The 20,009-nt window shown below is 61.8% G+C and carries 19 protein-coding genes; 7 read left to right on the top strand and 12 right to left on the bottom strand.

What is annotated here, in order from left to right; all coding sequences use genetic code 11:
- Positions 1-1,038: a dipeptidase gene (locus FHW37_RS05645; protein WP_145633637.1), complete on the bottom strand. Its 1,038-nt coding sequence runs from the start codon at positions 1,036-1,038 to the stop codon at positions 1-3.
- 208 nt (positions 1,039-1,246) lie between these two features.
- Here FHW37_RS05645 and FHW37_RS05640 point away from each other — a divergent pair, with 208 nt between their 5' ends.
- The 7 genes from FHW37_RS05640 to FHW37_RS05610 all read left to right on the top strand — a co-directional run bounded on the left by FHW37_RS05640 (position 1,247) and on the right by FHW37_RS05610 (position 8,863).
- Positions 1,247-2,845: an ABC transporter substrate-binding protein gene (locus FHW37_RS05640; RefSeq protein ID WP_145633634.1), complete on the top strand. Its 1,599-nt coding sequence runs from the start codon at positions 1,247-1,249 to the stop codon at positions 2,843-2,845.
- On the top strand, positions 2,842-3,855 hold the full coding sequence (locus FHW37_RS05635; RefSeq protein ID WP_145633631.1) for an ABC transporter permease: 1,014 nt from the start codon (positions 2,842-2,844) through the stop codon (positions 3,853-3,855). Before FHW37_RS05640 ends, FHW37_RS05635 begins: the two co-directional genes overlap by 4 nt.
- The gene (gene nikC, locus FHW37_RS05630) at positions 3,852-4,754 is read left to right on the top strand and encodes a nickel transporter permease (RefSeq protein WP_145633628.1); all 903 of its coding nucleotides are present in this window, start codon (positions 3,852-3,854) and stop codon (positions 4,752-4,754) included. The genes FHW37_RS05635 and nikC overlap by 4 nt, the downstream gene beginning before the upstream one ends.
- A 3-nt stretch (positions 4,755-4,757) precedes the next feature.
- Positions 4,758-5,585: an ABC transporter ATP-binding protein gene (locus FHW37_RS05625; protein WP_145633624.1), complete on the top strand. Its 828-nt coding sequence runs from the start codon at positions 4,758-4,760 to the stop codon at positions 5,583-5,585.
- Positions 5,582-6,325, top strand: coding sequence for an ABC transporter ATP-binding protein (locus FHW37_RS05620; protein WP_145633621.1), 744 nt, complete (start codon positions 5,582-5,584; stop codon positions 6,323-6,325). The genes FHW37_RS05625 and FHW37_RS05620 overlap by 4 nt, the downstream gene beginning before the upstream one ends.
- A gap of 82 nt (positions 6,326-6,407) precedes the next feature.
- Entirely contained in the window at positions 6,408-7,916 is a 1,509-nt protein-coding gene (locus tag FHW37_RS05615; RefSeq protein ID WP_145633618.1) for a serine hydrolase domain-containing protein, read from the top strand.
- A gap of 62 nt (positions 7,917-7,978) precedes the next feature.
- Complete coding sequence (locus FHW37_RS05610) at positions 7,979-8,863, top strand: LysR family transcriptional regulator (RefSeq protein WP_145633615.1); 885 nt, start codon at positions 7,979-7,981, stop codon at positions 8,861-8,863.
- A 6-nt stretch (positions 8,864-8,869) separates the two neighbouring features.
- On the opposite strand, the gene FHW37_RS05605 is transcribed toward FHW37_RS05610, so the two are convergent.
- From FHW37_RS05605 to FHW37_RS05555, 11 genes are all read right to left on the bottom strand, one after another.
- Entirely contained in the window at positions 8,870-9,736 is an 867-nt protein-coding gene (locus FHW37_RS05605) for a D-amino-acid transaminase (RefSeq protein WP_145633612.1), read from the bottom strand.
- A 20-nt stretch (positions 9,737-9,756) separates the two neighbouring features.
- On the bottom strand, positions 9,757-10,803 hold the full coding sequence (locus tag FHW37_RS05600) for a P1 family peptidase (protein WP_145633609.1): 1,047 nt from the start codon (positions 10,801-10,803) through the stop codon (positions 9,757-9,759).
- A 144-nt stretch (positions 10,804-10,947) separates the two neighbouring features.
- Positions 10,948-12,672 (bottom strand): acyl-CoA dehydrogenase, encoded by a 1,725-nt coding sequence (locus FHW37_RS05595; protein ID WP_145633605.1) that lies wholly within the window; start codon positions 12,670-12,672, stop codon positions 10,948-10,950.
- A gap of 44 nt (positions 12,673-12,716) precedes the next feature.
- Complete coding sequence (gene leuC, locus FHW37_RS05590) at positions 12,717-14,135, bottom strand: 3-isopropylmalate dehydratase large subunit (RefSeq protein ID WP_145633603.1); 1,419 nt, start codon at positions 14,133-14,135, stop codon at positions 12,717-12,719.
- A 15-nt stretch (positions 14,136-14,150) separates the two neighbouring features.
- Positions 14,151-14,870 (bottom strand): Sua5/YciO/YrdC/YwlC family protein, encoded by a 720-nt coding sequence (locus FHW37_RS05585; RefSeq protein ID WP_145633600.1) that lies wholly within the window; start codon positions 14,868-14,870, stop codon positions 14,151-14,153.
- Complete coding sequence (locus tag FHW37_RS05580) at positions 14,867-15,562, bottom strand: Sua5/YciO/YrdC/YwlC family protein (RefSeq protein ID WP_145633597.1); 696 nt, start codon at positions 15,560-15,562, stop codon at positions 14,867-14,869. The genes FHW37_RS05585 and FHW37_RS05580 overlap by 4 nt, the downstream gene beginning before the upstream one ends.
- Positions 15,563-15,596: 34 nt before the next feature.
- A complete protein-coding gene (locus FHW37_RS05575; RefSeq protein WP_186458155.1) occupies positions 15,597-16,397 on the bottom strand; it encodes an ABC transporter permease in 801 nt (266 codons plus the stop codon).
- Complete coding sequence (locus tag FHW37_RS05570) at positions 16,397-17,212, bottom strand: ABC transporter permease (RefSeq protein ID WP_145633591.1); 816 nt, start codon at positions 17,210-17,212, stop codon at positions 16,397-16,399. Before FHW37_RS05570 ends, FHW37_RS05575 begins: the two co-directional genes overlap by 1 nt.
- A complete protein-coding gene (locus tag FHW37_RS05565) occupies positions 17,209-17,988 on the bottom strand; it encodes an ABC transporter ATP-binding protein (protein WP_145633588.1) in 780 nt (259 codons plus the stop codon). The genes FHW37_RS05570 and FHW37_RS05565 overlap by 4 nt, the downstream gene beginning before the upstream one ends.
- Positions 17,989-18,000: 12 nt before the next feature.
- Entirely contained in the window at positions 18,001-19,041 is a 1,041-nt protein-coding gene (locus FHW37_RS05560) for an ABC transporter substrate-binding protein (RefSeq protein WP_145633585.1), read from the bottom strand.
- Positions 19,042-19,227: 186 nt separating this feature from the next.
- On the bottom strand, positions 19,228-20,004 hold the full coding sequence (locus FHW37_RS05555; RefSeq protein ID WP_145633582.1) for a GntR family transcriptional regulator: 777 nt from the start codon (positions 20,002-20,004) through the stop codon (positions 19,228-19,230).
- Positions 20,005-20,009: the final 5 nt, after the last annotated feature.

Here is a 20,009-nt window from a genome sequence, read left to right as displayed (position 1 = left end):
TTAAACCGCCCAGCTGCGTTCCAGTACCGAGATCCAGTTCTCGTGCGCGATCTTCTTCAACTCGGCGTCATTGAAGCCGTGGCGGCGAAGTGCCTCGACGAGGCGCGGCAGGCCGGCGGCATCCTTCATCTCGGCCGGAATGGTCGTGCCGTCGAAATCCGAGCCGAGCGCGACATGCTCGATGCCAATGCGCTCGGCTATGTAAGCGACATGCCGCACAAGCAGGTCGAGGCTGGTATTCGGATCCTTGACCCCATCGTCGCGCAGGAAGAGAACGCCGAAATTGATGCCGGCCAGACCACCCGTATCCTTGATCGCGTCAAGCTGGCGGTCGGTCAGGTTGCGGCTGTGCTGGCAAAGCGCATGCACGTTCGAATGGGAGGCGACGAGCGGCGCCTTCGAGATCTTCGCAATCTCCCAGAAACCGGCTTCGTTCATATGCGACAGGTCGACCATTATCTTCAGCTCGTTGCAGGCGCGGATCAGGTCGCGGCCGGCGTCACTGAGACCTGGGCCGATATCGGGCGAGGACGGGTAACGGAAGGGAACGCCGTAAGCAAAGACGTTCGGCCGGCTCCAGACCGGACCGAGCGTGCGGAGACCGGCCTGATAAAGGACGTGCAGCGCATCGAGATCGACGGCGATCGCTTCGGCACCCTCGATATGGAAGACGGCGGCAAAGCTGCCCGTCTCGATCGAGCGGCGGATATCCGCTGCCGTGCGGCAGACCGTTACTGCACCTTCCGAGCGCGCCTCGATATCGAACAGCAGGCGTGCCATTGCGAGCGTCTCATTGAGCGCCACGGGCTGGGCCGGCGTCGGGAAATCGCCATTGGCATCCTTGGTCATGCTGGGCGACGGCACATAGATGGCGCAGAGCCCCCCGGCGAGCCCACCGGCCTTCGCGCGCGGCAAGTCGATATGTCCCGTCTCTTCGCCTTCAAGAAAACGCTTCACGGGATCCTCGCCACCGGCGCGCCGCAGGCGTAGCAGGACATCGTTATGGCCATCGAAGATCGGGAGCGAATTGTTGAGCATTTTCTGAAATATCCTGCCAAAGCCTGGGATTTTTGATTATCCGTACGGATCGCGCGCGATAGCCGCAAATGCAAACCGCGCATAACCCATTCGAAAAACGGAATTGGTCGCCCGAAATGGCGCCTGATAAGAGGCCTGCATCTTTTTGCGGCAAAATCTTGCCGGCCTCCGCACTCCGGAGAACCGGCCGTTCAAGGGGAATATAACAATGGTATCCAGACGCAATTTTCTGATCGGCGGCGCAGCCCTGCCCTTCCTGTCCTATATCGAACTGGCCGACACCGCATTCGCGGCCACGCCGAAGGACATCCTGGTCGTTGCCCAGCAGCTCGACAACATGACCAGCCTTGACCCGCATGAGGGTTTTGAGGCCGTCGGTGGCGAAGTGATGAGCAACATGTACCAGAAGCTGGTACGTGCCAACAGCGACAACCCGGACCAGGTTCTGCCCGTCGTCGCCGCGTCCTGGGAAGCCGATGCCGACAACAAGGTCTTCACCTTCAAGCTCGCGGATGCAAAATTCTCCTCCGGCGCCCCGGTGACCGGCGAAGACGTGGCGTTTTCGCTGCAGCGCGCCATCAAGATGAACAAGAGCCCGGCCTTCATCATCAACCAGTTCGGCTTCACCGCTGAAAACGTTGAAAGCCGCATCGTCGCCAAGGATGAAAAGACCGTCACCCTGACGACCGAACAGCCGACCGCGATTTCCTTCCTTCTGTTCTGCCTGTCGGCAAACATCGGCGCCATCGTCGAAAAGAAGGTTGTCATGGCCAATGAAGCGAATGGCGACCTCGGCAATGCCTGGCTGCAGAAGAACAGCGCCGGCTCGGGCTCCTTCAAGCTGCAGGCCTGGAAGGCGTCGGAAAGCATCACCCTGGTGCTCAACGAAAACGGCCCCTACAAGGGCAACCTGAAGCGCGTCATCATCCGCCACGTCGTCGATCCGTCGTCGCAGATGCTTATGCTGCAGAAGGGCGATGTCGATATCGCCCGCGACCTGACCTCCGAACAGCTGAAGGCCCTGCAGTCGGACGAGAACATCACGCTGGTGCGCAAGCAGATCGCCTCGCTGGTGCTGATCTCGCTCAACCAGAACAATGCCAACCTCGCCAAGCCGCAGGTCTGGCAGGCCGTCAAGTGGGCGCTCGATTACGAAGGCATGCAGAAGAACATCGTGCCGCTGACGCACGCCGTTCACCAGAGCATGGAGCCGGCCGGCTTCCCGGGCACGGTCACCGACACGCCGTTCAAGCAGGATCTCGAAAAGGCCAAAGCCCTGATGGCCGAAGCCGGCCTGAAGGACGGTTTCGACATCACGCTCGACCACTATTCGGCACAGCCCTATCCGGACCTCGCTCAGGCGATCCAGGCCAATCTCGGCGCCATCGGCATCCGCGTAAAGCTGCAGTCGGCCGAAAACCGCCAGGTCCTGACCAAGATGCGCGCCCGTGGCCATGAAATGGCGCTGTCGGCATGGGGCACCGACTATTTCGATCCGAACTCGAACGCCGAAGTGTTCTGCATCAACAAGGACAATTCCGACGACGCCAAGAAGAAGCCCTTCGCATGGCGCTCGAGCTACAAGGACGATGCAATGACGGCCAAGGCGGAAGCTGCCCGCGACGAGAAGGATCCGGCCAAGCGCCTGGCTCTTTACGAACAGCTGCAGCGTGACTTCATGGCAAACAGCCCATTCGCCGTCATGTTCCAGACCACCAAGACCGCGGCATGCCGCAAGAACGTCAACGGCTTCCAGCTCGGCGTTCTGTCTGAAGGCAATTCCTACCTGGAGACCAACAAGGCGTGAACAGGCGTTTCAAAAGCCTTGCAGCAACACTGAGCAGCGTCTTCCTGACGCTGTTCGGTTTGACTGTGCTGACATTCCTCATCGGCCGGGTCATGCCGGTCGATCCGGTCATTGCCGCCGTTGGCGACAATGCGCCCGAGGACGTCATTCTTCGCGTACGCGCCGAAATGGGCCTCGATCAGCCCATTCCGGTGCAGTTCCTGCATTACCTCTACCAGCTCGCCCATGGCGATTTCGGCATGTCGGTTCTGACCAAGAACCCGGTGGCGCAGGATATCGTCCGTTTCTTCCCGGCGACCTTCGAGCTTGCCACGGCCGCGCTTCTGCTGGCCGCGCTGATCGGCATTCCGCTCGGCGTCTGGGCCGCCGTCCGCCAGGGCTCGTTCACCGACCAGGCAATCCGCGTCGTCTGCCTTGCCGGCCATTCCGTGCCGGTCTTCATGCTGTCGCTGATCTCGCTTTTGATCTTCTATTCGGCGCTCGATATCGCCCCCGGCCCCGGCCGTCAGGACATCATCTATGACGGCATGATCGACCCGGTCACCGGCATCCTGACGATCGATACCCTGATCGCCGGAGATCTTGGCGCCTTCTGGGATGCGCTGGCACATATGGCGCAGCCGGTCATCATCCTTGCCTATTTCTCGATGGCCTATATCGCCCGCATGACGCGCGCCTTCATGATCGATGCGCTGAAGGGCGAATTCGTCATCACGGCCCGCGCCAAGGGCCTGTCGCTGACCAAGGTGATCTGGGGTCATGCCTTTCCGACCGTTGCCGTCCAGCTCGTCACCGTCATCGCGCTGACCTATGCCGGCCTTCTCGAAGGCGCCGTCGTCACCGAGACCGTGTTCTCCTGGCCGGGCATCGGCCAGTATCTGACCGTATCGCTGATGAATGCGGACATGAACCCGGTCGTCGGCACCACGCTTCTGATCGGCCTGATCTATGTCGGCCTCAACCTGATTGCGGACATTCTCTACCGCGTCCTCGATCCACGGGTAAAATAATGATCGCCACCTTCCGAAACTGGGCGCTGGATGAAAGTCCGTCATCGCGCCAGCAGGCCGCCTGGGGCAACCGCTACCGTATCTGGCTGAACCTGCGCGGCAATGCGCTGGGCATGATCGGCCTAACCATCATTCTCGCCTTCATCGCGATCGCGATTTTCGCGCCGCTGCTTGCGACCCATGATCCGGCGACGCAGGATCTCGCCAACCGCCTGGCGGCGCCGAGTGCCGCCCACTGGTTCGGCACGGACGAGCTTGGCCGCGACATCTATTCACGCCTCCTCTTCGGCGGCCGCGTCACGCTCGGCATGGTCATTGCCGTCGTCGTGCTGGTTGCGCCGATCGGCCTCGCCATCGGCTGCATCGCCGGTTATTTCGGCGGTATCGTCGATACGATCCTGATGCGCATCACCGATATCTTTCTGGCCTTCCCGCGCCTCGTGCTGGCGCTGGCCTTCGTCGCGGCGCTGAAGCCGGGCGTCGAAAGCGCCGTGCTTGCAATCGCGCTCACCGCCTGGCCGCCTTACGCCCGTATGGCCCGCGCAGAAACGCTGACGGTGCGCGGTAGCGACTTCATCGCCGCCTATCGCCTGACCGGCGGTTCTTCGTGGCGCATCATTTTTCGCCACATCATGCCGCTCTGCGTGCCGACGCTCATCGTGCGCGTGACACTCGACATGTCGTCGATCATCATCACCGCCGCCTCGCTCGGCTTCCTCGGCATGGGCGCCCAGCCGCCGTCGCCGGAATGGGGTGCGATGATCGCCACTGCCAAGCGCTTCATCTTCGAACAATGGTGGGTTGCCGCCATTCCCGGCATTGCCATCTTCCTCGTCTCGCTCGCTTTCAATTTCCTTGGCGATGCACTGCGCGACGTTCTGGATCCGAAGGGGAACTGACGGATGCTGGTCGAAATCAACAATCTCAAGATCGGTTTTCCGTCGCGCACCGGCTTCCATCAGGCCGTCAAGGGCGTGTCGATGAAGCTCGGCACGGAAAAGCTCGGCATTGTCGGCGAAAGCGGTTCGGGCAAAAGCCTGACGGCCCGCGCCCTGATGAAGCTTCTGCCGAAACAGACCGTTATCGAAGCCGAAAAGCTCGCCTTTGACGGGATCGATATCCTGTCGGCTTCGGAAAAGCAGATGCGCACGATCCGCGGCAAGCGGGCCGGCTTCATCCTGCAGGACCCGAAATATTCGCTGAACCCGGTGAAGACGATCGGCAGCCAGGTGGCGGAATCCTGGCGCACCCACAAGGGCGGCAGCAAGCGTCAGGCGCTGGAGGCCGCGGTCCATCTTCTGGAAACGGTAAAGATCCGCGATCCGAAAAAGGTCGCCGCCTCCTATCCGCACGAAGTCTCCGGCGGCATGGGCCAGCGCGTGATGATCGCCATGATGCTGGCGCCGGATCCGGAACTGCTGATCGCCGACGAACCGACGTCTGCGCTCGACGCGACGGTGCAGGCGGAAATCCTGCGCCTGATCGAGGAACTGGTGTCCGAACGTGGCATGGGCCTGCTGCTCATCAGCCACGACCTGCCGCTGGTCTCGCATTTTTGCGATCGCGTCGCCGTCATGTATGCCGGCCAGGTGATGGAAGAGCTGAAGGCATCCGACCTTCTCTCCGCCCAGCATCCTTATACGCGCGGCCTTTTGAACTGCATGCCCTCGCTGATCCATCCGAAGGAGCGCCTGCCCGTGCTGACCCGTGATCCGGAGTGGCTGAAATGACGATCGAGATCGACAACCTGCGCATCGCCTTTGGCGACCGCAAAGTCGTCAAGGGCGTGTCCTTCAAGGTCGCCAAGGGCGCGAGCTTCGGCATTGTCGGCGAAAGCGGCTCGGGCAAATCCACCGTTCTGCGCGCCATGGCCGGCCTCAACAACGAATGGTCCGGCCGCATCGCCTTTTCCGGCGAAGACGCACCGCTGAAACGCCCGCCCGCCTTCTTCCGCAAGGTGCAGATGGTGTTTCAGGACCCCTATGGTTCGCTGCATCCGCGCCAGACGATCGACCGCATCCTGTCGGAACTGCCGCTCGTGCATGGCATGGACAGGATCGACGATCGTATCGCCAAAGTCCTGTCGGCCGTTGCCCTGCCGCAGGCGGCACGGTTCCGCTATCCTCACCAGCTCTCCGGCGGCCAGCGCCAGCGCGTGGCGATCGCCCGCGCCCTGATCGCCGAACCGGAAGTGCTGCTGCTCGACGAGCCGACCTCGGCGCTCGACGTTTCGGTTCAGGCGGAAATCCTCAACCTTCTCGCCGACCTCAGGGCCGAGCGAAACCTCACCTATGTCATGGTCAGCCACAATCTCAGCGTCATCGCGCATCTGTGCACGGAAGTCGGTGTAATGATCGATGGCAATATGGTGGAGCAGGTGACGGCTGAAGATCTGCGGCTGGGTAACGTTCAACACGCCCATACGCGCGAATTGCGCAGCTTGAGCGTGGAGCTTGAAGAGCCGGCCTGACAATTCGAACCTTCGTCATCCTCGGGCTTGTCCCGAGCATGACGGAGAGGCCGGTTTCTAATCCCCTTCATTGGAGAACAGCATGTCGATCACGGCCAATTGGGAAGCGGCACAACAGGCCGCCCAAAAATTCGCGGGCGGCTGGGGCGCCGACCAGCCCGGCGGAGCGGTGATCGGCTTTGATGCAGGCGGCATCCGTTTTGCGGAGGTTGGTGGTGTCGAGAGCCTTGCCACCAGAGTGCCGTTCTCGGCCGATACGGTGGTGCGTTACGCCTCCGTTACCAAACACGCCTTCTGCGCCATGGTCCTCTCCCATCCGGAAGCGATCTCGCTCGACGACCGTCTCGGCCAGCACCTGCCCGAACTGCAGGAGCCGATGGCAAGCGTCCCGGTCGGCCGTGCCCTCGACATGAGCGGCGGCCTGCCGGATACCCGCGAATGCCTGTCACTGCTCGGCCTGTCGGTCTATACCGAAACCAAGGCCGGCCCGCTGATGGAGTTTCTCTCCCGCCAGACACGCCTGAACTACGAGGCCGGCACGGAGGTCTCCTATTCCAATACCGGTTACCGCCTGGTCGAGACGGCACTGGAGCGCAAGGGCCTGTTCTTCCGGGATTTCATCCGCAAGGCGGGGATGGAAGCGGGCGCGATCCTCGATGCCCCGGATGTCTGGAACGACGCGGTCGATGGCCTCGTCCCCGGCTATTGGCATGACGGAACCAAGTGGCAGCTGTCTGCTGCCGGCCTGCATATTTCCGCTTCCGGCAGCATGACCGGCAGCGCGACAAGCCTTGCCAATTGGCTGCGCCTCTTGCTGTCGGACAAAATTCCGTTCAGCGGCGTGCTCGACCGCTTGGCCGCTCCGCGCGCGCTGAAGGATGGCCGTGAAAGCGGTTATGGCCTTGGCCTGCGCCGCACGCTTCTCGGCGGCCGGCAATCTACCGGCCATGGCGGCTCGCATCCGGGCTACAAATCCTATTTCCTCGTCGACCAGGACAGCAGAAGCGGTTTCGTCATCGTCTCCAACCGCGAAGACACGAATGGCAACAAGATCGCCCAGGAAGCCATGGCCGCCCTTCTGGGCCTTGCTTTGCCGGTCCCCTCCCCGGCGCTGACCGATGGCCTCTACGTATCCGAGACCGGTCCCTTCTGGGCCGAGGTCAAGGGCTCGACCGTCACCTGGCTCGATGCCGACGATACGGCGTACGAGGATGACGGCGAATATGTTTCGTCCTTTTCGGCCTCCTCGCCGATGCGCCTGAAGATGGATGGTTCTGCGATTGTCGGTGAGATCGGCCACCCGGCGCGCCGCCTGCTCCCGGCTGTCGATACCGGTGTGCCGGCCTCACTCTCCGGGCGCTGGTTCTCCGACGAAGGCGCTTTCTTCGAGATTGCCGGCGATACCGTCGTGATGGGTGTCGGGCCGGTGCGCCACCGCATGTCGCTGACGGCGCTGGGCGGTGGACGTTTCCTCTTCACGCTAAAGGACGGGCCGTGGACGAAGCGCGTCTGCCTTCATCTCCTGTCCGAAAATCGCCTCGAACTCGTCCTGTCGCGTGCGAGAATGATCGAGTATAGCCGCGCCGGCTGATTGCATTTTTCCGCCAATCAGACCAATGGAGAACTGCGGTCGGTTTTCCAGTGGAGCTTGTGGTGGAAGTCAAATGGCTTGAAGATTTCCTGGCGCTCGCACAGACGCTGAATTTTTCCAAGGCCGCGGAAGAGCGCCACGTCACTCAATCCGCCTTCAGCCGCCGAATCCGGCAACTGGAAGCCTGGGTCGGTACCAGCCTGATCGACCGCGCCACCTATCCGTCGCGCCTGACGGATGCGGGCGAGCGCTTCGTGCCGATCGCCGAGCAGACTTTGCAGAGCCTCTATCAGGCGCGCCGAAATCTCCAGCACGAGGAAGGCAATGACGCCCGCACGGTGACCGTGACGGCGCTGCATACGCTTTCCTTCACCTTCTTCCCGAACTGGCTGAACGAACTCAACGCGAAGCTCGGCCCGATCGTCTCGCATATGCGACCCGATTCCGGCAGCATGGAAGAAAACCTCAATTCGCTCGTCGACGGCGATTCCGATTTCCTGCTGACCTACCAGAACCAGCATGTGCCGATGCTGCTCGATCCGCAATTCGAACATGTTCGGTTGGGCGCGGAAATCATCATTCCGGTCAGCGCCCCAGACGCCGACGGAAAGCCCCGGCACCGTATCGAGCCGGGTTTCGCGCATGTCGGTTATCAGAAGATCTCGTTCTTCGGCCAGCTCGTCGCCGGCGCCATGGCGGACCGGCTGCCGGCGGAAAACCGCGTCCATGTCGGCAGCATGTCGGTCGGCCTGAAGGGCATGGTCATGGCCGGCTGGGGGCTGGCCTGGATACCGGAAAGCCTGGTTACCGCAGAACTTGCCGATGGCCGGCTTGTCAGGGCGGCGGAGCCGGACTGGGATATCGATGTCGAGATCCGGCTTTATCGTTCCAAGGAAAACCGGCGGCCGATCGTCAAACGCATCTGGGACGTTCTGGCCGCCGGCTAGTCTTAATCAGACCGCAGTGCGGCGGGCATTGTCCATGTAAAGCGTGCGCAGGCGCTTGAACATCGGGCCGGCCTTGCCGTCGCCGACCGGCTTGCCGTCGATAAAGGTGATCGGCACGATGAAGTTCGAGGCGCTGGTGAGGCAAGCCTCACGCGCTGCCATTGCTTCCTCCACCGAGAACGGACGCTCTTCGATCGTCAGGCCCTGTTCGCGGGCAAGATCGAGCACGGCGAGGCGCGTGCAACCCGGCAGCGTGGCATTGCCATTACCGCGGGTGATGATCTTGTCGTCATGGGTGATGATATAGGCCGTCGAGGACGCGCCTTCGGTGACGAAACCATCCTCGACCATCCAGGCCTCGTCGCAGCCTTCGGCCTTGGCGATGCGCTTGGCGAGAACCTGCGGCAGAAGGCAGACCGTCTTGATGTCGCGGCGCTCCCAGCGCTGGTCCGGCACGATCTTGACCTTCAGGCCCTTTTCGACGGCAGCGACATGTTCCAGCGTCTTGACCTGGGTGAAAAGCAGCAAAGTCGGCTTCAGATCGTCGGAATAGAGGAAATTGCGGTCTTCGGCGCCGCGCGTATATTGCAGGTAGATCACGCCTTCGGTCAGCTTGTTTTCTTCGATGAGGCGTTTTTCGATCGCGACGATCTCGTCGGTCGAGATCGGCAATGTACCGCCGATTTCCCGCACGCTGCGCTCCAGGCGCGCCATATGCAGCGGGCTGTCGATCAGCTTGCCGTCGAGAACGGCAGTCACTTCGTAGATCCCGTCGCCGAACAGGAAGCCACGATCGAAGATCGAGATATGCGCCTCGTTTTCAGGCAGGAAGGCACCGTTGAGATAAACAGTGCGGGGTGCGGCGGCAGTCATGGGAACTCCAGTCTAAAAAGTCAGCGGCGCTTGAGGGCGTCGAGGGAAATCACGTGAATGGTCGAAGGCTTGTCCGTGCCGGCATTGTAGCCATGCGTGGTCGTCGCCATCGTCATCGAATTGAGAATGGCCTCCTCGCTCGCCTCGATGACGGCTTCGAAGAGCGGCGAGACGACGTCGTTGGAAAGAACCGGATAGTTGGCAACCGCCTTGCGGCGCGCAGGCGTGCGGCGCACCTCTTCGGCTGTCGAGAAGGCGAGCGCATAATCGCCGGAACCATTGCTGAGTGCAGCACCGGTGCGCGCGAGGCCGCCAAAGCAGCGCTCGGCAAGACGCTCGAGGTTGCGCGAGCAGAGTGGCGCATCGGTCGCGACGATCATCACGATCGACCCGTCCTTGTCATGGCCTTCCGCCTCGTAGGGCCGGCCGGCAACGATCAGCTTGCCGCCGTAATTGGACTGAACGAGAACGCCGACCGTATAGGACGTGCCCGCAACGGATACGATACGCGAGCTGGTGCCGATACCGCCCTTAAGCCCGAAGGCGACCGTGCCGGTGCCCGCGCCGAGCGCACCCTCTTCGACCGGGCCGGCCTTGGCGGCAGAAAGCGCTTCCAGCATCTCATCGACGCTCGGGCGGGCCGCGCGAATATCGTTGAGCCGGGAATCATTGGTCTCGCCGACGACGGCATTGAGCGACACGACCCGCTCATTGCCGGCCTGTGCCAGCGTATGACGGTTGATCGCCTCGATCGCGCGGCCGACACCCAGCGTGTTGGTGAGCAGAATCGGCGTCTCGATCTCGCCGAGCTCGGCGATCTGTGTCGAGCCAGCGAACTTGCCGAACCCGTTGAACACGGCCAGCGCCGCCGGCACCTTGTCCTGAAACAGATTGCCGGCATGCGGCAGGATGGCAGTTGCGCCCGTGCGGGTGCGGTCACCTTCAATGCAGGTGACATGGCCAACGCGGACGCCGGCAACATCCGTGATCGCGTTTAGTTCGCCGATCGGGTAATGGCCAACAGAAATGCCAAGCGAACGCAAGCGGGCACGATTTTCGTAAGTCATTGAATGAGCTCTGAGATCGAAACTGCCCGCAGGGTACTTCGATCTCAGAGCAACGGACACGATAAAAACGGAATAGTTTCAGACCGGCTTTGCAAGAGCCGGCGGTTTCTCTTCACGAGTCGGTAGTACAGACCGCTTGCCGGATTACAGGGCGCGAATATGCGGAATTGCGCCACCCATGGCCGATTCAGCCAATGCGCCTGCGTAAACAGCGACCTGGTTCGAGAAGAATACCGCAAGGCTTGCGATCCCCTCATCGTCACGTCTTGCGTTTTCCAGGCGTGCCAGCCCGGTCAGACCGATGCAGACACCGAACAATTCCAGCAGAGGACTTGCGCCGGCCAGTGCGTCTTCATGCCTGTGAGCGGCCTGCATATCACGCATATATTTCGTCGCCCGCTCCAGGCAATCGGCGACCTGGGCAAGCCGGGCAGCCAGGATTTTCGATTGAGCACCGTCGCGCAGTGCGATTTCATCAGACACTGTTCGGGCTTCGCTCAAGATCAGGCTCAATGCCTTTTGCGATCTTGGCAATTTGCGAGCGACCAGATCGATTGCCTGAATACCGTTCGTTCCTTCGTAGATCGGCGCGATCCGGGCATCACGCAGGTGCTGCGCCGCTCCCGTTTCCTCGACGAAACCCATACCGCCATGGACCTGAACGCCAAGGTGGGCGACTTCGCAGCCGATATCGGTCGAATAGGCCTTTGCGATCGGCGTCAGCAGGCCGGCGAGCTCTGCGCCAAGCGCTCTCTCCTCTTGATCCTCCGACCGGTTTGCCCGATCGAGCGCCGCAGCTGTTGCGTAACAGATGCAGCGAGCCGCCATGATCTTCGAGCGCATCAGAAGCAGTGTGCGGCGGATATCCGGATGGCCGATGATCGGGCTGGTTTGCGGCGATCCGCCTGCCCTGCCCTGCTGGCGGGTCTGGGCATAATCGAGCGCCTGCTGATAGGCGCGTTCGGCAATGCCGACACCCTGGATGCCGATACCAAGCCGAGCGCTGTTCATCATCGTGAACATGCAGTTGAGGCCGCGATTTTCCTCACCCACCAGCCAGCCGACGGCGCCTTCAATATCGCCGAACACCATGGTGCAGGTCGGCGAGGCATGGATGCCGAGCTTGTGTTCCAGCGAATGGCAATGAACGTCGTTAAGAGAACCGTCCGGCAGAATACGCGGCACAAGGAAGAGCGAGATACCACCGGTTCCGGGCGGCGCATTCGGCAAGCGCGCCAGCACGAGATGGACGATATTGTCGCTCATATCGTGATCGCCATAGGTGATGAAGATCTTCTGCCCTTCAACCCGATAGGTGCCGTCCAGTTGGCGGATCGCGCGCGTCCTGACCGTCGAGAGATCGGAGCCGGCCTGCGGTTCGGTCAGGTTCATCGTCCCGGTCCATTCACCGGAAACGAGTTTCGGCAGATAGGCGGCCTTGAGTTCGTCCGAAGCATGATGGGCCAGCGCATCGATGGCGCCGGCGGTCAGAAGCGGTGCGAGCGCAAAGGCCATCGAGGCGGAATTCCAGATTTCCGTGCAGGCGGCCTGGATGAGGACCGGCAGGCCCTGCCCGTCCCATTCCACCGGCGCGGACAAGGAATTCCAGCCGGCCTCCGACCAGTCCCGATAGGCCTCCTTCCAGCCGGGCGGCGTGACGACCGCGCCATCCACAAGCTTCGAACCGATCCTGTCGCCGATGCCGTTCAGCGGCGCTATCCGCTCCTCGGCAAAGCGGGCGGCCTCGCGCAAAACGCTGTCGACGAGATCCGCATCGCAATCGGCGTAGAGATCGGTCGCCGAAGCCTGGCCAAGGCCGGCGAATTCGAGAACAAGGCGGATATCCTGCAACGGAGCCTGATAGGTCACGGTGCCTCCAAGAAGGTCGGGAATGAAAGAAGGGGAACAGCGCCTTACCGGAAACGCCAGTCCCTGATATCGACGAAACGGCCGGCGATTGCCGCTGCGGCCGCCATGGCGGGAGAGACGAGATGGGTACGGCCGGCGGTCCCCTGCCTATGCTCGAAATTTCGATTGGATGTCGAGGCGCAGCGTTCTTTCGGGCGCAGCATATCGCCATTCATGGCCAGGCACATGGAACAGCCCGGTTCACGCCAGTCGAAACCGGCCTCGATGAAGATCCGGTCCAGCCCTTCCGCTTCCGCCTGCTGTTTGACCAGGCCGGAACCTGGCACGATCATCGCTGCGACATCGGCGTGGACATGATGGCCGGCGGCGATCTTGGCCGCGGCGCGCAGATCCTCGATGCGGGAATTGGTACAGGAGCCGACAAACACCCGGTCGACGGCAAGCCCGGCCATCTTCATGCCCGGCGTCAGGCCCATGTAATCGAGCGCGCGCTGTTTCGAAGCCCGTTTGGTCATGTCGGCTATCGCCGCCGGATCGGGGACCGTGCCGGTGATCGACACGACATCTTCCGGAGACGAGCCCCAGGTGACGAGCGGCGGAAGGGCGCTCGCATCGAGCACGAGATGGCGCTGATATTCCGCGCCCGGATCGGAGCGAAGACTGTCCCAATAGGCGACGGCGCGGTCCCAGTCCTCGCCTTTTGGCGCGCGCGGGCGGCCCTTGATATAGGCATAGGTCGTCTCATCCGGCGCGATGATGCCGGCACGGGCACCGGCCTCGATCGACATGTTGCAGACCGTCATGCGGCCTTCCATGGTCAGCGCCCGGATCGCCTCGCCGGCATATTCGATGACATGGCCGGTCCCGCCGGCTGTGCCGAGTTCGCCGATAATGGCAAGAATAATGTCCTTCGGCGCGACGCCGTCAGGCAGCGTGCCATTGACCTCGACCAGCAGGTTTTTCGCCTTCCTTTGCAGAAGGGTCTGGGTCGCAAGCACATGCTCGACTTCCGACGTGCCGATACCATGGGCGATCGAGCCGAAGGCGCCATGGGTGGAGGTATGGCTGTCACCACAGACGATCGTCATACCGGGCAGCGTAAACCCCTGTTCCGGCCCGACGATATGGACGATGCCCTGACGCACATCGCTCTGCGAGAGGTATTCGATGCCGAATTCCTTGGTATTTTCGGCCAGAAGCTCGATCTGCTCGCGGCTTTCCTTGTTGTCGATGCGGTAGAGCCGGTCCGGCGTCGTCGGAATATTGTGATCGACGACCGCCAGCGTCCTTTGCGGCGCGCGCACCTTGCGGCCCGCGACACGCAGGCCCTCGAAGGCCTGCGGGCTGGTCACTTCATGCACGAGATGCCGGTCGATGTAGAGGATGGAACTGCCATCCTCCAGATGCGAGACGACGTGATCGTCAAAGATCTTCTCGTAAATGGTCGCGGGGCGTGCGGACATTCCGGCCCTCTCCCTTCAATGCCGCGCCGGGCGTGGCTGGAGCTCCACCCCGAAATGCCGTTTCAGGACATAGGCGATATCCTCGAAACAGGAGCCATGGCGCACCACCTCCATCGTCTCGACATTGAGAAGCGTCGAGGACGAGCCGTAGGGATGGTAACGCTGCAAGCCGTGATCGATGACGATATCGGCAATGTCGATGATTTCCGGCTCGATATCCTCGACACAGAATTTGGTGCCACCGAGCGTCACATTGGCCGAGGAGCCGAACAGGGGCACGTTATCGTTTTCAGACAGTGCTGTCAGCGCCTGATGGAAACGGCCGGCATTGAGCAGCATGACCAGCGTATCACCCTTGGTGCTGCCTTCGAGTACTGTCTGGTCCAGCCGGCCGATCATCGGATGGTCGGCGCGGTAGGGCGCAATACAGCCGAGCGGCAGATCGTAGTCGCCGACGATCGTCTCGACGATCTTTTGCGCCCTTTCGCTGCAGCGGTGCAGGCTGCGATGGGTCGCCATGCTGGCAACCATGGCGTTGAGTTTCTGCGGTGCACGTTTCTTCGTCTCGAAGATCCGCTTCAAAGCGCCGGCCGAACCGCCGAGCGCGGAATAACCGATATCATTCGGCACGATGGCGATACCGCCATCGGCCAGAACGCGGAATGCGCGGGCGGCATCCCCTTCGATGTCGAAGACACGCGGCTTCGACACCGGAATCTCGACGCGCGTGTTCATGCGACGGCCGCCGTCTTCGGCTGCGGCAGTTCGATCTTGAAATAGCGCTTGAGGATATCGGAGATTTGCTCGAAGCAGACGCCGTAACGATGCACTTCGAAAGTCTTCAGATCGATGATGGTCGAGGAAATGCCGCGGGCATTGGCATAACGCGACAGGCCGTAATCGACCTCGATCGATGCGGCGGCGCGGACTTCCTTGTCGACATCCTGCAGGCGGTATTTGCTGCCGGTCAACGACTTGTTGGCCGAGGAACCGAGTACCGGCCGCATCTTCTGGCGGCTCAGCTTGGTGATTTCCCGGTGCAGCGGGCCGGCATTGAGGAGAAGATCGAGCGTGCCGAGCTTGGTGGAGCGTTCCATGGTGAATTCGTCGCATTCGGCAAAGATCGGGTGATCCATACGGAAAGGTGCGACGACCGACAGCGGCAGGCCGAAATCGTCGGTGACGGCGCGCACCAGATCGCGCTCGCGCTGGTCGACGATATGGACTTCGGAGAAGATCTCGAAATCCGCCATCATGCCATTCGGCTTGGTGAGGCTGCGTTCCTTGGCTTCGAAGATGCGCTTGATCGCCACGCCGTTGCCGCCGAACACCGCATAGGCGACGTCGAGCGGAACGATCGCGATGCCGCCCTCTTCGAGCACGCCCATTACCTTTGCCGCATCTTCGGCCGGATTGATTACTGTCATGTCTGTTCCTCCCTAGAACTTCAAGAATTCGGCTTCAAAACCATGGAAATACGCGCCGCCGCAGCCGGATCAGGATGCTCCTGAAGGCGATCGAGGCGATCATCATGACGATCAGCAGCGTGATCACGCCGGTCGTGTCGAAACCGAGCGAGGCGGCCGAGATGAGATGGCCGAGGCCCCGCGTCGAGCTGATGAATTCGGCGATGATGACACCGATCATCGCAAGGCCGAGCGACAGGTCGAGCGCTGACCAGAGCCAGGGTGCAAGGCTCGGAATGATCGCCATCTTCATGATCTGGCGGCGGCTGGCGCCCATCAGACGCAGGTTGCGCATCACGCCGGGATCGACCTTTTTCAGTCCCTGCTGGGTATTGCCCATGAACACGAAAGCGGCGATCGAGACGGCGAGAAACACCTTTGCCGTCATGCCGACACCGAGGAAAAGCACGATCATCGGGCCGAAGGCGACGCGCGGAATGCCCTGGATAGCAACGAAAAGCGGTTCCAGCGTCGCTTCCACCAGCCGGTTGGCCGAGATGATGATGCCGAGCGCCGTGCCAATGACGGCAGACAAGGCAAGCGCAATCAGCGTCGCGCCGAGCGTGTCGAACAGATGCGGCCAGATCATGCCCGAGCCGAATATCTCGACCAGCCGTCCGGCAACCAGGATCGGCGAGCTGACCTTTTGTGCCGAGGCGATCCCGGTCCAGACGCAGACCTGCCAGACGAGAAGGATCGCGAGCACGATCAGGGTGCGTTCGAAGGCGATCTTGACAGAGGCAGGCATGCCGCGCTTTCGTGCCGGAGTGATCGAGGCAAGGGTCGTGGTGCTCATCAGCTCCTCTCCCATCGTGTCAGGTAATATTCGCCGATCCGCATCGCGGCATCGGTCGCGAGCGCGATGATCCCAAGCAGAACGATGCCGGCATAACACCAGGTGACGTTGAACATGCCGAAGCCATACTGGATGATGAAGCCGATCCCGCCGCGGGCGGCGACGAACTCACCGACAACGACCGCGGTCAACGCCAGGCCGAGCGAGATGCGCAACGCGCCATAAAGCCAGCGGACCAGTGAGGGCAGCATGGCCATGCGGAGAATCTGCAGGCGTGAAGCGCCCATCAGTTTCAGATTGCAGATCAGCGTCGGGTTGATCGCGCGCAGGCCGGCCGTCGTGTTGAACAGGAAAACGAAGACGACGATCGCCACCGCAAGCGCGCTTTTCGAGGCAATGCCGATCCCGAAGGATGCGGCGAAGGCCGGTGCGAGCGCAACCTTCGGCAGCGCGTTGAGCGCCGACCAGATCGGATCGAACAGGGTTTCCAGCCGCGTCGACTGTGCCATCAGCACGCCGAGCAGGATGCCGATCACGGCGCCCAGACCGAGGCCGATCAGAGTGGCGCTAAACGTCAGCCAGACATGGTTCCAGAGCTGGCCATTGACAGCGAGCTTCCAGATCAGCGTCGCGATCGCGCTCGGCGACGAGAACCAGAAACCGGGATTGGGCACGAGATAGGCCATCAGGCCGGTGCGCATCGCCATTTCCCAAAAGGCGAGACCGAAGACCAGCAATCCGACCTGCAGAAAACGGGCCTTTTTCTCGACCGACATCGCCTCGCGCGCCGGCGCCTGCGTCGCAACCAGGGTCATAGCGCCAGCGTCCTTCCGACTTCCGCCCTGAGCGAGGTCGACAGGGTTTTGAGGGTCTGCGGGAATTCCGGATCGAATTTTGCCTCGTCGATCGTGCGCGGCCTTTGCAGCGGCACCTCGAGAACCTGCTTGCGGGTGCCGGGATGGGCCGTGAGGATGACGACCTTGTCGCAGAGACAGATCGCCTCCTCCAGATCATGGGTGACGAACAGCACGGTCTTGCGGTTCTGCTCCCAGAGCCGCAGAAAATCGTCCTCGATGATCGTCCGCGTCTGGGCGTCGAGCGCACCGAAGGGTTCGTCCATCAGGATGACCGGCGGGTCGAAGGCGAGCAGGACGGCGAGCTGCACGCGCCGACGCATGCCGCCGGACAGCTGGGCCGGATATTTATCCGTGAATCGGCCGAGGCCGACCTTCTGGAGAATGTCCTGCGCCCTCTGCCGCCATTCCGCCTGCGGCACCTTGCGAAGCTCGAGTGCCGCATAGACGTTCTGCGCCGCCGTCCGCCAGGGCATCAGACTGTCCTTCTGGAAGAGATAGCCGACTTCGCCGGTGTTTATTCCGGAAATCGGCTTGCCCTTGTAGGTCAGCCTGCCGCCGGCAACCGGCATGAGGCCGGCGACCGCATCAAGAAAAGTCGTCTTGCCGCAGCCGGAGGGCCCGACAATGCCGACGAACTCGCCTTGTGCGACATCAAGCGTAAAATCCTTGAGCGCCGTCAGGCCGTTCGGATAGGCAATGGTGATGCCGGCTGCGGAAATCAGCGGATTGGTCATGACAAAGCCTCCTCAGACCGGGCTTTTCCAATTGCTCCAGATTTCTGAGAAACCTTCCGGCACGGTCTCGGCCATGGTGAAGGGCCGGGTCGTGACACCGGCGAACTTGCCGTATTCGCTGACATTCTTGATGCCCTGCTCGGTCAGAACCGGCGAGAAAGCGCCGAGATGTTCCTCGATGCTGCGCTCCAGAACGGCGCGGGCAACGCCCGGGAACATTTTCTGATAGACATCGATGACGCGCGGATCCTTCTTCAGGATCAGGTCGATCGCCTGCATATTGGCCTTGGCGACGCCCATCGCGGCGGCCTTGTTCTTTGCGATCCATTCCGCCTTGGCGCCGAGCGCCTCCATGGCGAAATCCTGGAACAGGGCCGGCGGATCGCCCGCGACGCCGCTCCAGACCGGATAGGCGATCTTGGCATCGTATTTCAGGATGGACTGGGCCGGATCATAGGCCATCAGCGCCTCGACCTGACCATTCTTGAAGGCATCGACCTGGGTGGCCGGGCTGCCGACGGCGACGAAGCTGACATCCAGATCCGGATCGAGACCGGCATTGCGCAGGATGTAACGGGCGCAGACATGGCTTCCCGAACCGATGCCCGAAATGCCGATCGTCATGCCCGACAGGTCCTTGACGGTCTTCACCTTGTCCTTGTGCTTGTTGTGCACAACGAGCTCGGTGATGTAGCGCTTTTCCTGGACGGCGATGACCTTGGCATCGAGCCCGGTCTCGCGCAGTTTCAGGATATGCTCGACGCCGGCATTGGCGACATCGACGGCGCCCGACACCATCAGCTGGATCAGCTCGCTGCCGCCGCGGCCGACGACCAGTTCGACATCGACGCCGTTATCCTTGAAGACGCCGAGATCCTGGGCGACATAGGTCGGGAACAGGATGATGCTCGGCAGCGTGGCGATGCGCACCTTGGCGGCGGCGCCCTGCGCCCGGCCGATGCTCGGCAAGGCAAGCATGGTGGCGGCCGCACCGGCGGCGCCGAGAAAGGTTCTTCTATTGACGGAAAGCTTTCCTGCGACGGACGATGGCATTGGTTCTCCTCCCTGAGCCAGTTCACTTGCAGCTTGAACGATCGCGCGGAATATTCCTCCGGCAGGCTTCCCGGCCTGCCATATTCCGATCGGCTCAAACCGATGCGCATTATTTGTATGGACAACTTATTACGAGCAAGATGTTTGTCAACCAAATCTTGGGCAAATCTTGCGGTAATTTTTACGTTACGGATGCCAGTCGCCACGACGGATCGTCGTGACATAGGACGAGCGCTCCGCCGGATGCCAATTGATCGAGGCGAGCATGATCCCGCCGCTTTCGTCCAGGTAACGCCGCACGAAACACATCGCGGGCGAACCGGGCTTGACGCCGAGTTCCGGCGCGCACCAGGCGGGCATGGGCTTTGCGGTAATCTCCTGGGTCGCCTCGGCAATCACCTCGCCGGAACGTTCCTCGATGATCGCATATATTGGACCCTTGCTGCCCTTCACATCCTCGAGAAGCGGCGCAAAACGGGTATGGACATGCACGGCCGTATGGCAGATCGCGTCATTGCGTTCGGCATTCAGACGAATACCGCTGATCCTCAGCCACATGCTGCGCGGCGGCGCCGAGATCATCGGCGCGATCTCTTCACTGAGCCGCACCATCGTCACGTCGCGGATGTCGAAAAACGTGTCCTGCGCATATTGCGAGAACTCGCTCAGCGTCCGCATCGAATTGATGTAGCTCGTGCGCGGCTTGTCGGCGATGACCTTGGATCCCGCCCCCTGCCGGCGCTCGATCAGGCCGAGATCGATCAGTTCGCGCAACGCCTCGCGCACCGTATAGCGGCTGGCGCCATAACGTTCACAAAGGGCCGCTTCCGTCGGCAGGCGACCGCCGACCGCGTGTTTGCCTTCGGCGATCTCCTGGCGAAGATCGCCGGCAATCCTGCCATAAAGGGTCGGATCGTCACTGCCCGCAATCCCGGCAACCGGCGTCTTCGTCTGGATCGTCACGTCTC

It is taken from the genome of Neorhizobium alkalisoli (assembly GCF_007829835.1).
Classification (GTDB): Bacteria; Pseudomonadota; Alphaproteobacteria; order Rhizobiales; family Rhizobiaceae; genus Neorhizobium.
This window is presented reverse-complemented; position numbering and strand designations above follow the sequence as displayed.

Excerpts from the sequence above, each read along its gene's own strand:
- FHW37_RS05645 (WP_145633637.1), bottom strand. The coding sequence starts at position 1,038 with ATGCTCAACAATTCGCTCCCGATCTTCGATGGCCATAACGATGTCCTG.
- FHW37_RS05640 (WP_145633634.1), top strand. The coding sequence starts at position 1,247 with ATGGTATCCAGACGCAATTTTCTGATCGGCGGCGCAGCCCTGCCCTTC.
- FHW37_RS05625 (WP_145633624.1), top strand. The coding sequence starts at position 4,758 with ATGCTGGTCGAAATCAACAATCTCAAGATCGGTTTTCCGTCGCGCACC.
- FHW37_RS05620 (WP_145633621.1), top strand. The coding sequence starts at position 5,582 with ATGACGATCGAGATCGACAACCTGCGCATCGCCTTTGGCGACCGCAAA.
- FHW37_RS05615 (WP_145633618.1), top strand. The coding sequence starts at position 6,408 with ATGTCGATCACGGCCAATTGGGAAGCGGCACAACAGGCCGCCCAAAAA.
- FHW37_RS05605 (WP_145633612.1), bottom strand. The coding sequence starts at position 9,736 with ATGACTGCCGCCGCACCCCGCACTGTTTATCTCAACGGTGCCTTCCTG.
- FHW37_RS05600 (WP_145633609.1), bottom strand. The coding sequence starts at position 10,803 with ATGACTTACGAAAATCGTGCCCGCTTGCGTTCGCTTGGCATTTCTGTT.
- leuC (WP_145633603.1), bottom strand. The coding sequence starts at position 14,135 with ATGTCCGCACGCCCCGCGACCATTTACGAGAAGATCTTTGACGATCAC.
- FHW37_RS05585 (WP_145633600.1), bottom strand. The coding sequence starts at position 14,870 with ATGAACACGCGCGTCGAGATTCCGGTGTCGAAGCCGCGTGTCTTCGAC.
- FHW37_RS05580 (WP_145633597.1), bottom strand. The coding sequence starts at position 15,562 with ATGACAGTAATCAATCCGGCCGAAGATGCGGCAAAGGTAATGGGCGTG.
- FHW37_RS05575 (WP_186458155.1), bottom strand. The coding sequence starts at position 16,397 with ATGAGCACCACGACCCTTGCCTCGATCACTCCGGCACGAAAGCGCGGC.
- FHW37_RS05570 (WP_145633591.1), bottom strand. The coding sequence starts at position 17,212 with ATGACCCTGGTTGCGACGCAGGCGCCGGCGCGCGAGGCGATGTCGGTC.
- FHW37_RS05565 (WP_145633588.1), bottom strand. The coding sequence starts at position 17,988 with ATGACCAATCCGCTGATTTCCGCAGCCGGCATCACCATTGCCTATCCG.
- FHW37_RS05560 (WP_145633585.1), bottom strand. The coding sequence starts at position 19,041 with ATGCCATCGTCCGTCGCAGGAAAGCTTTCCGTCAATAGAAGAACCTTT.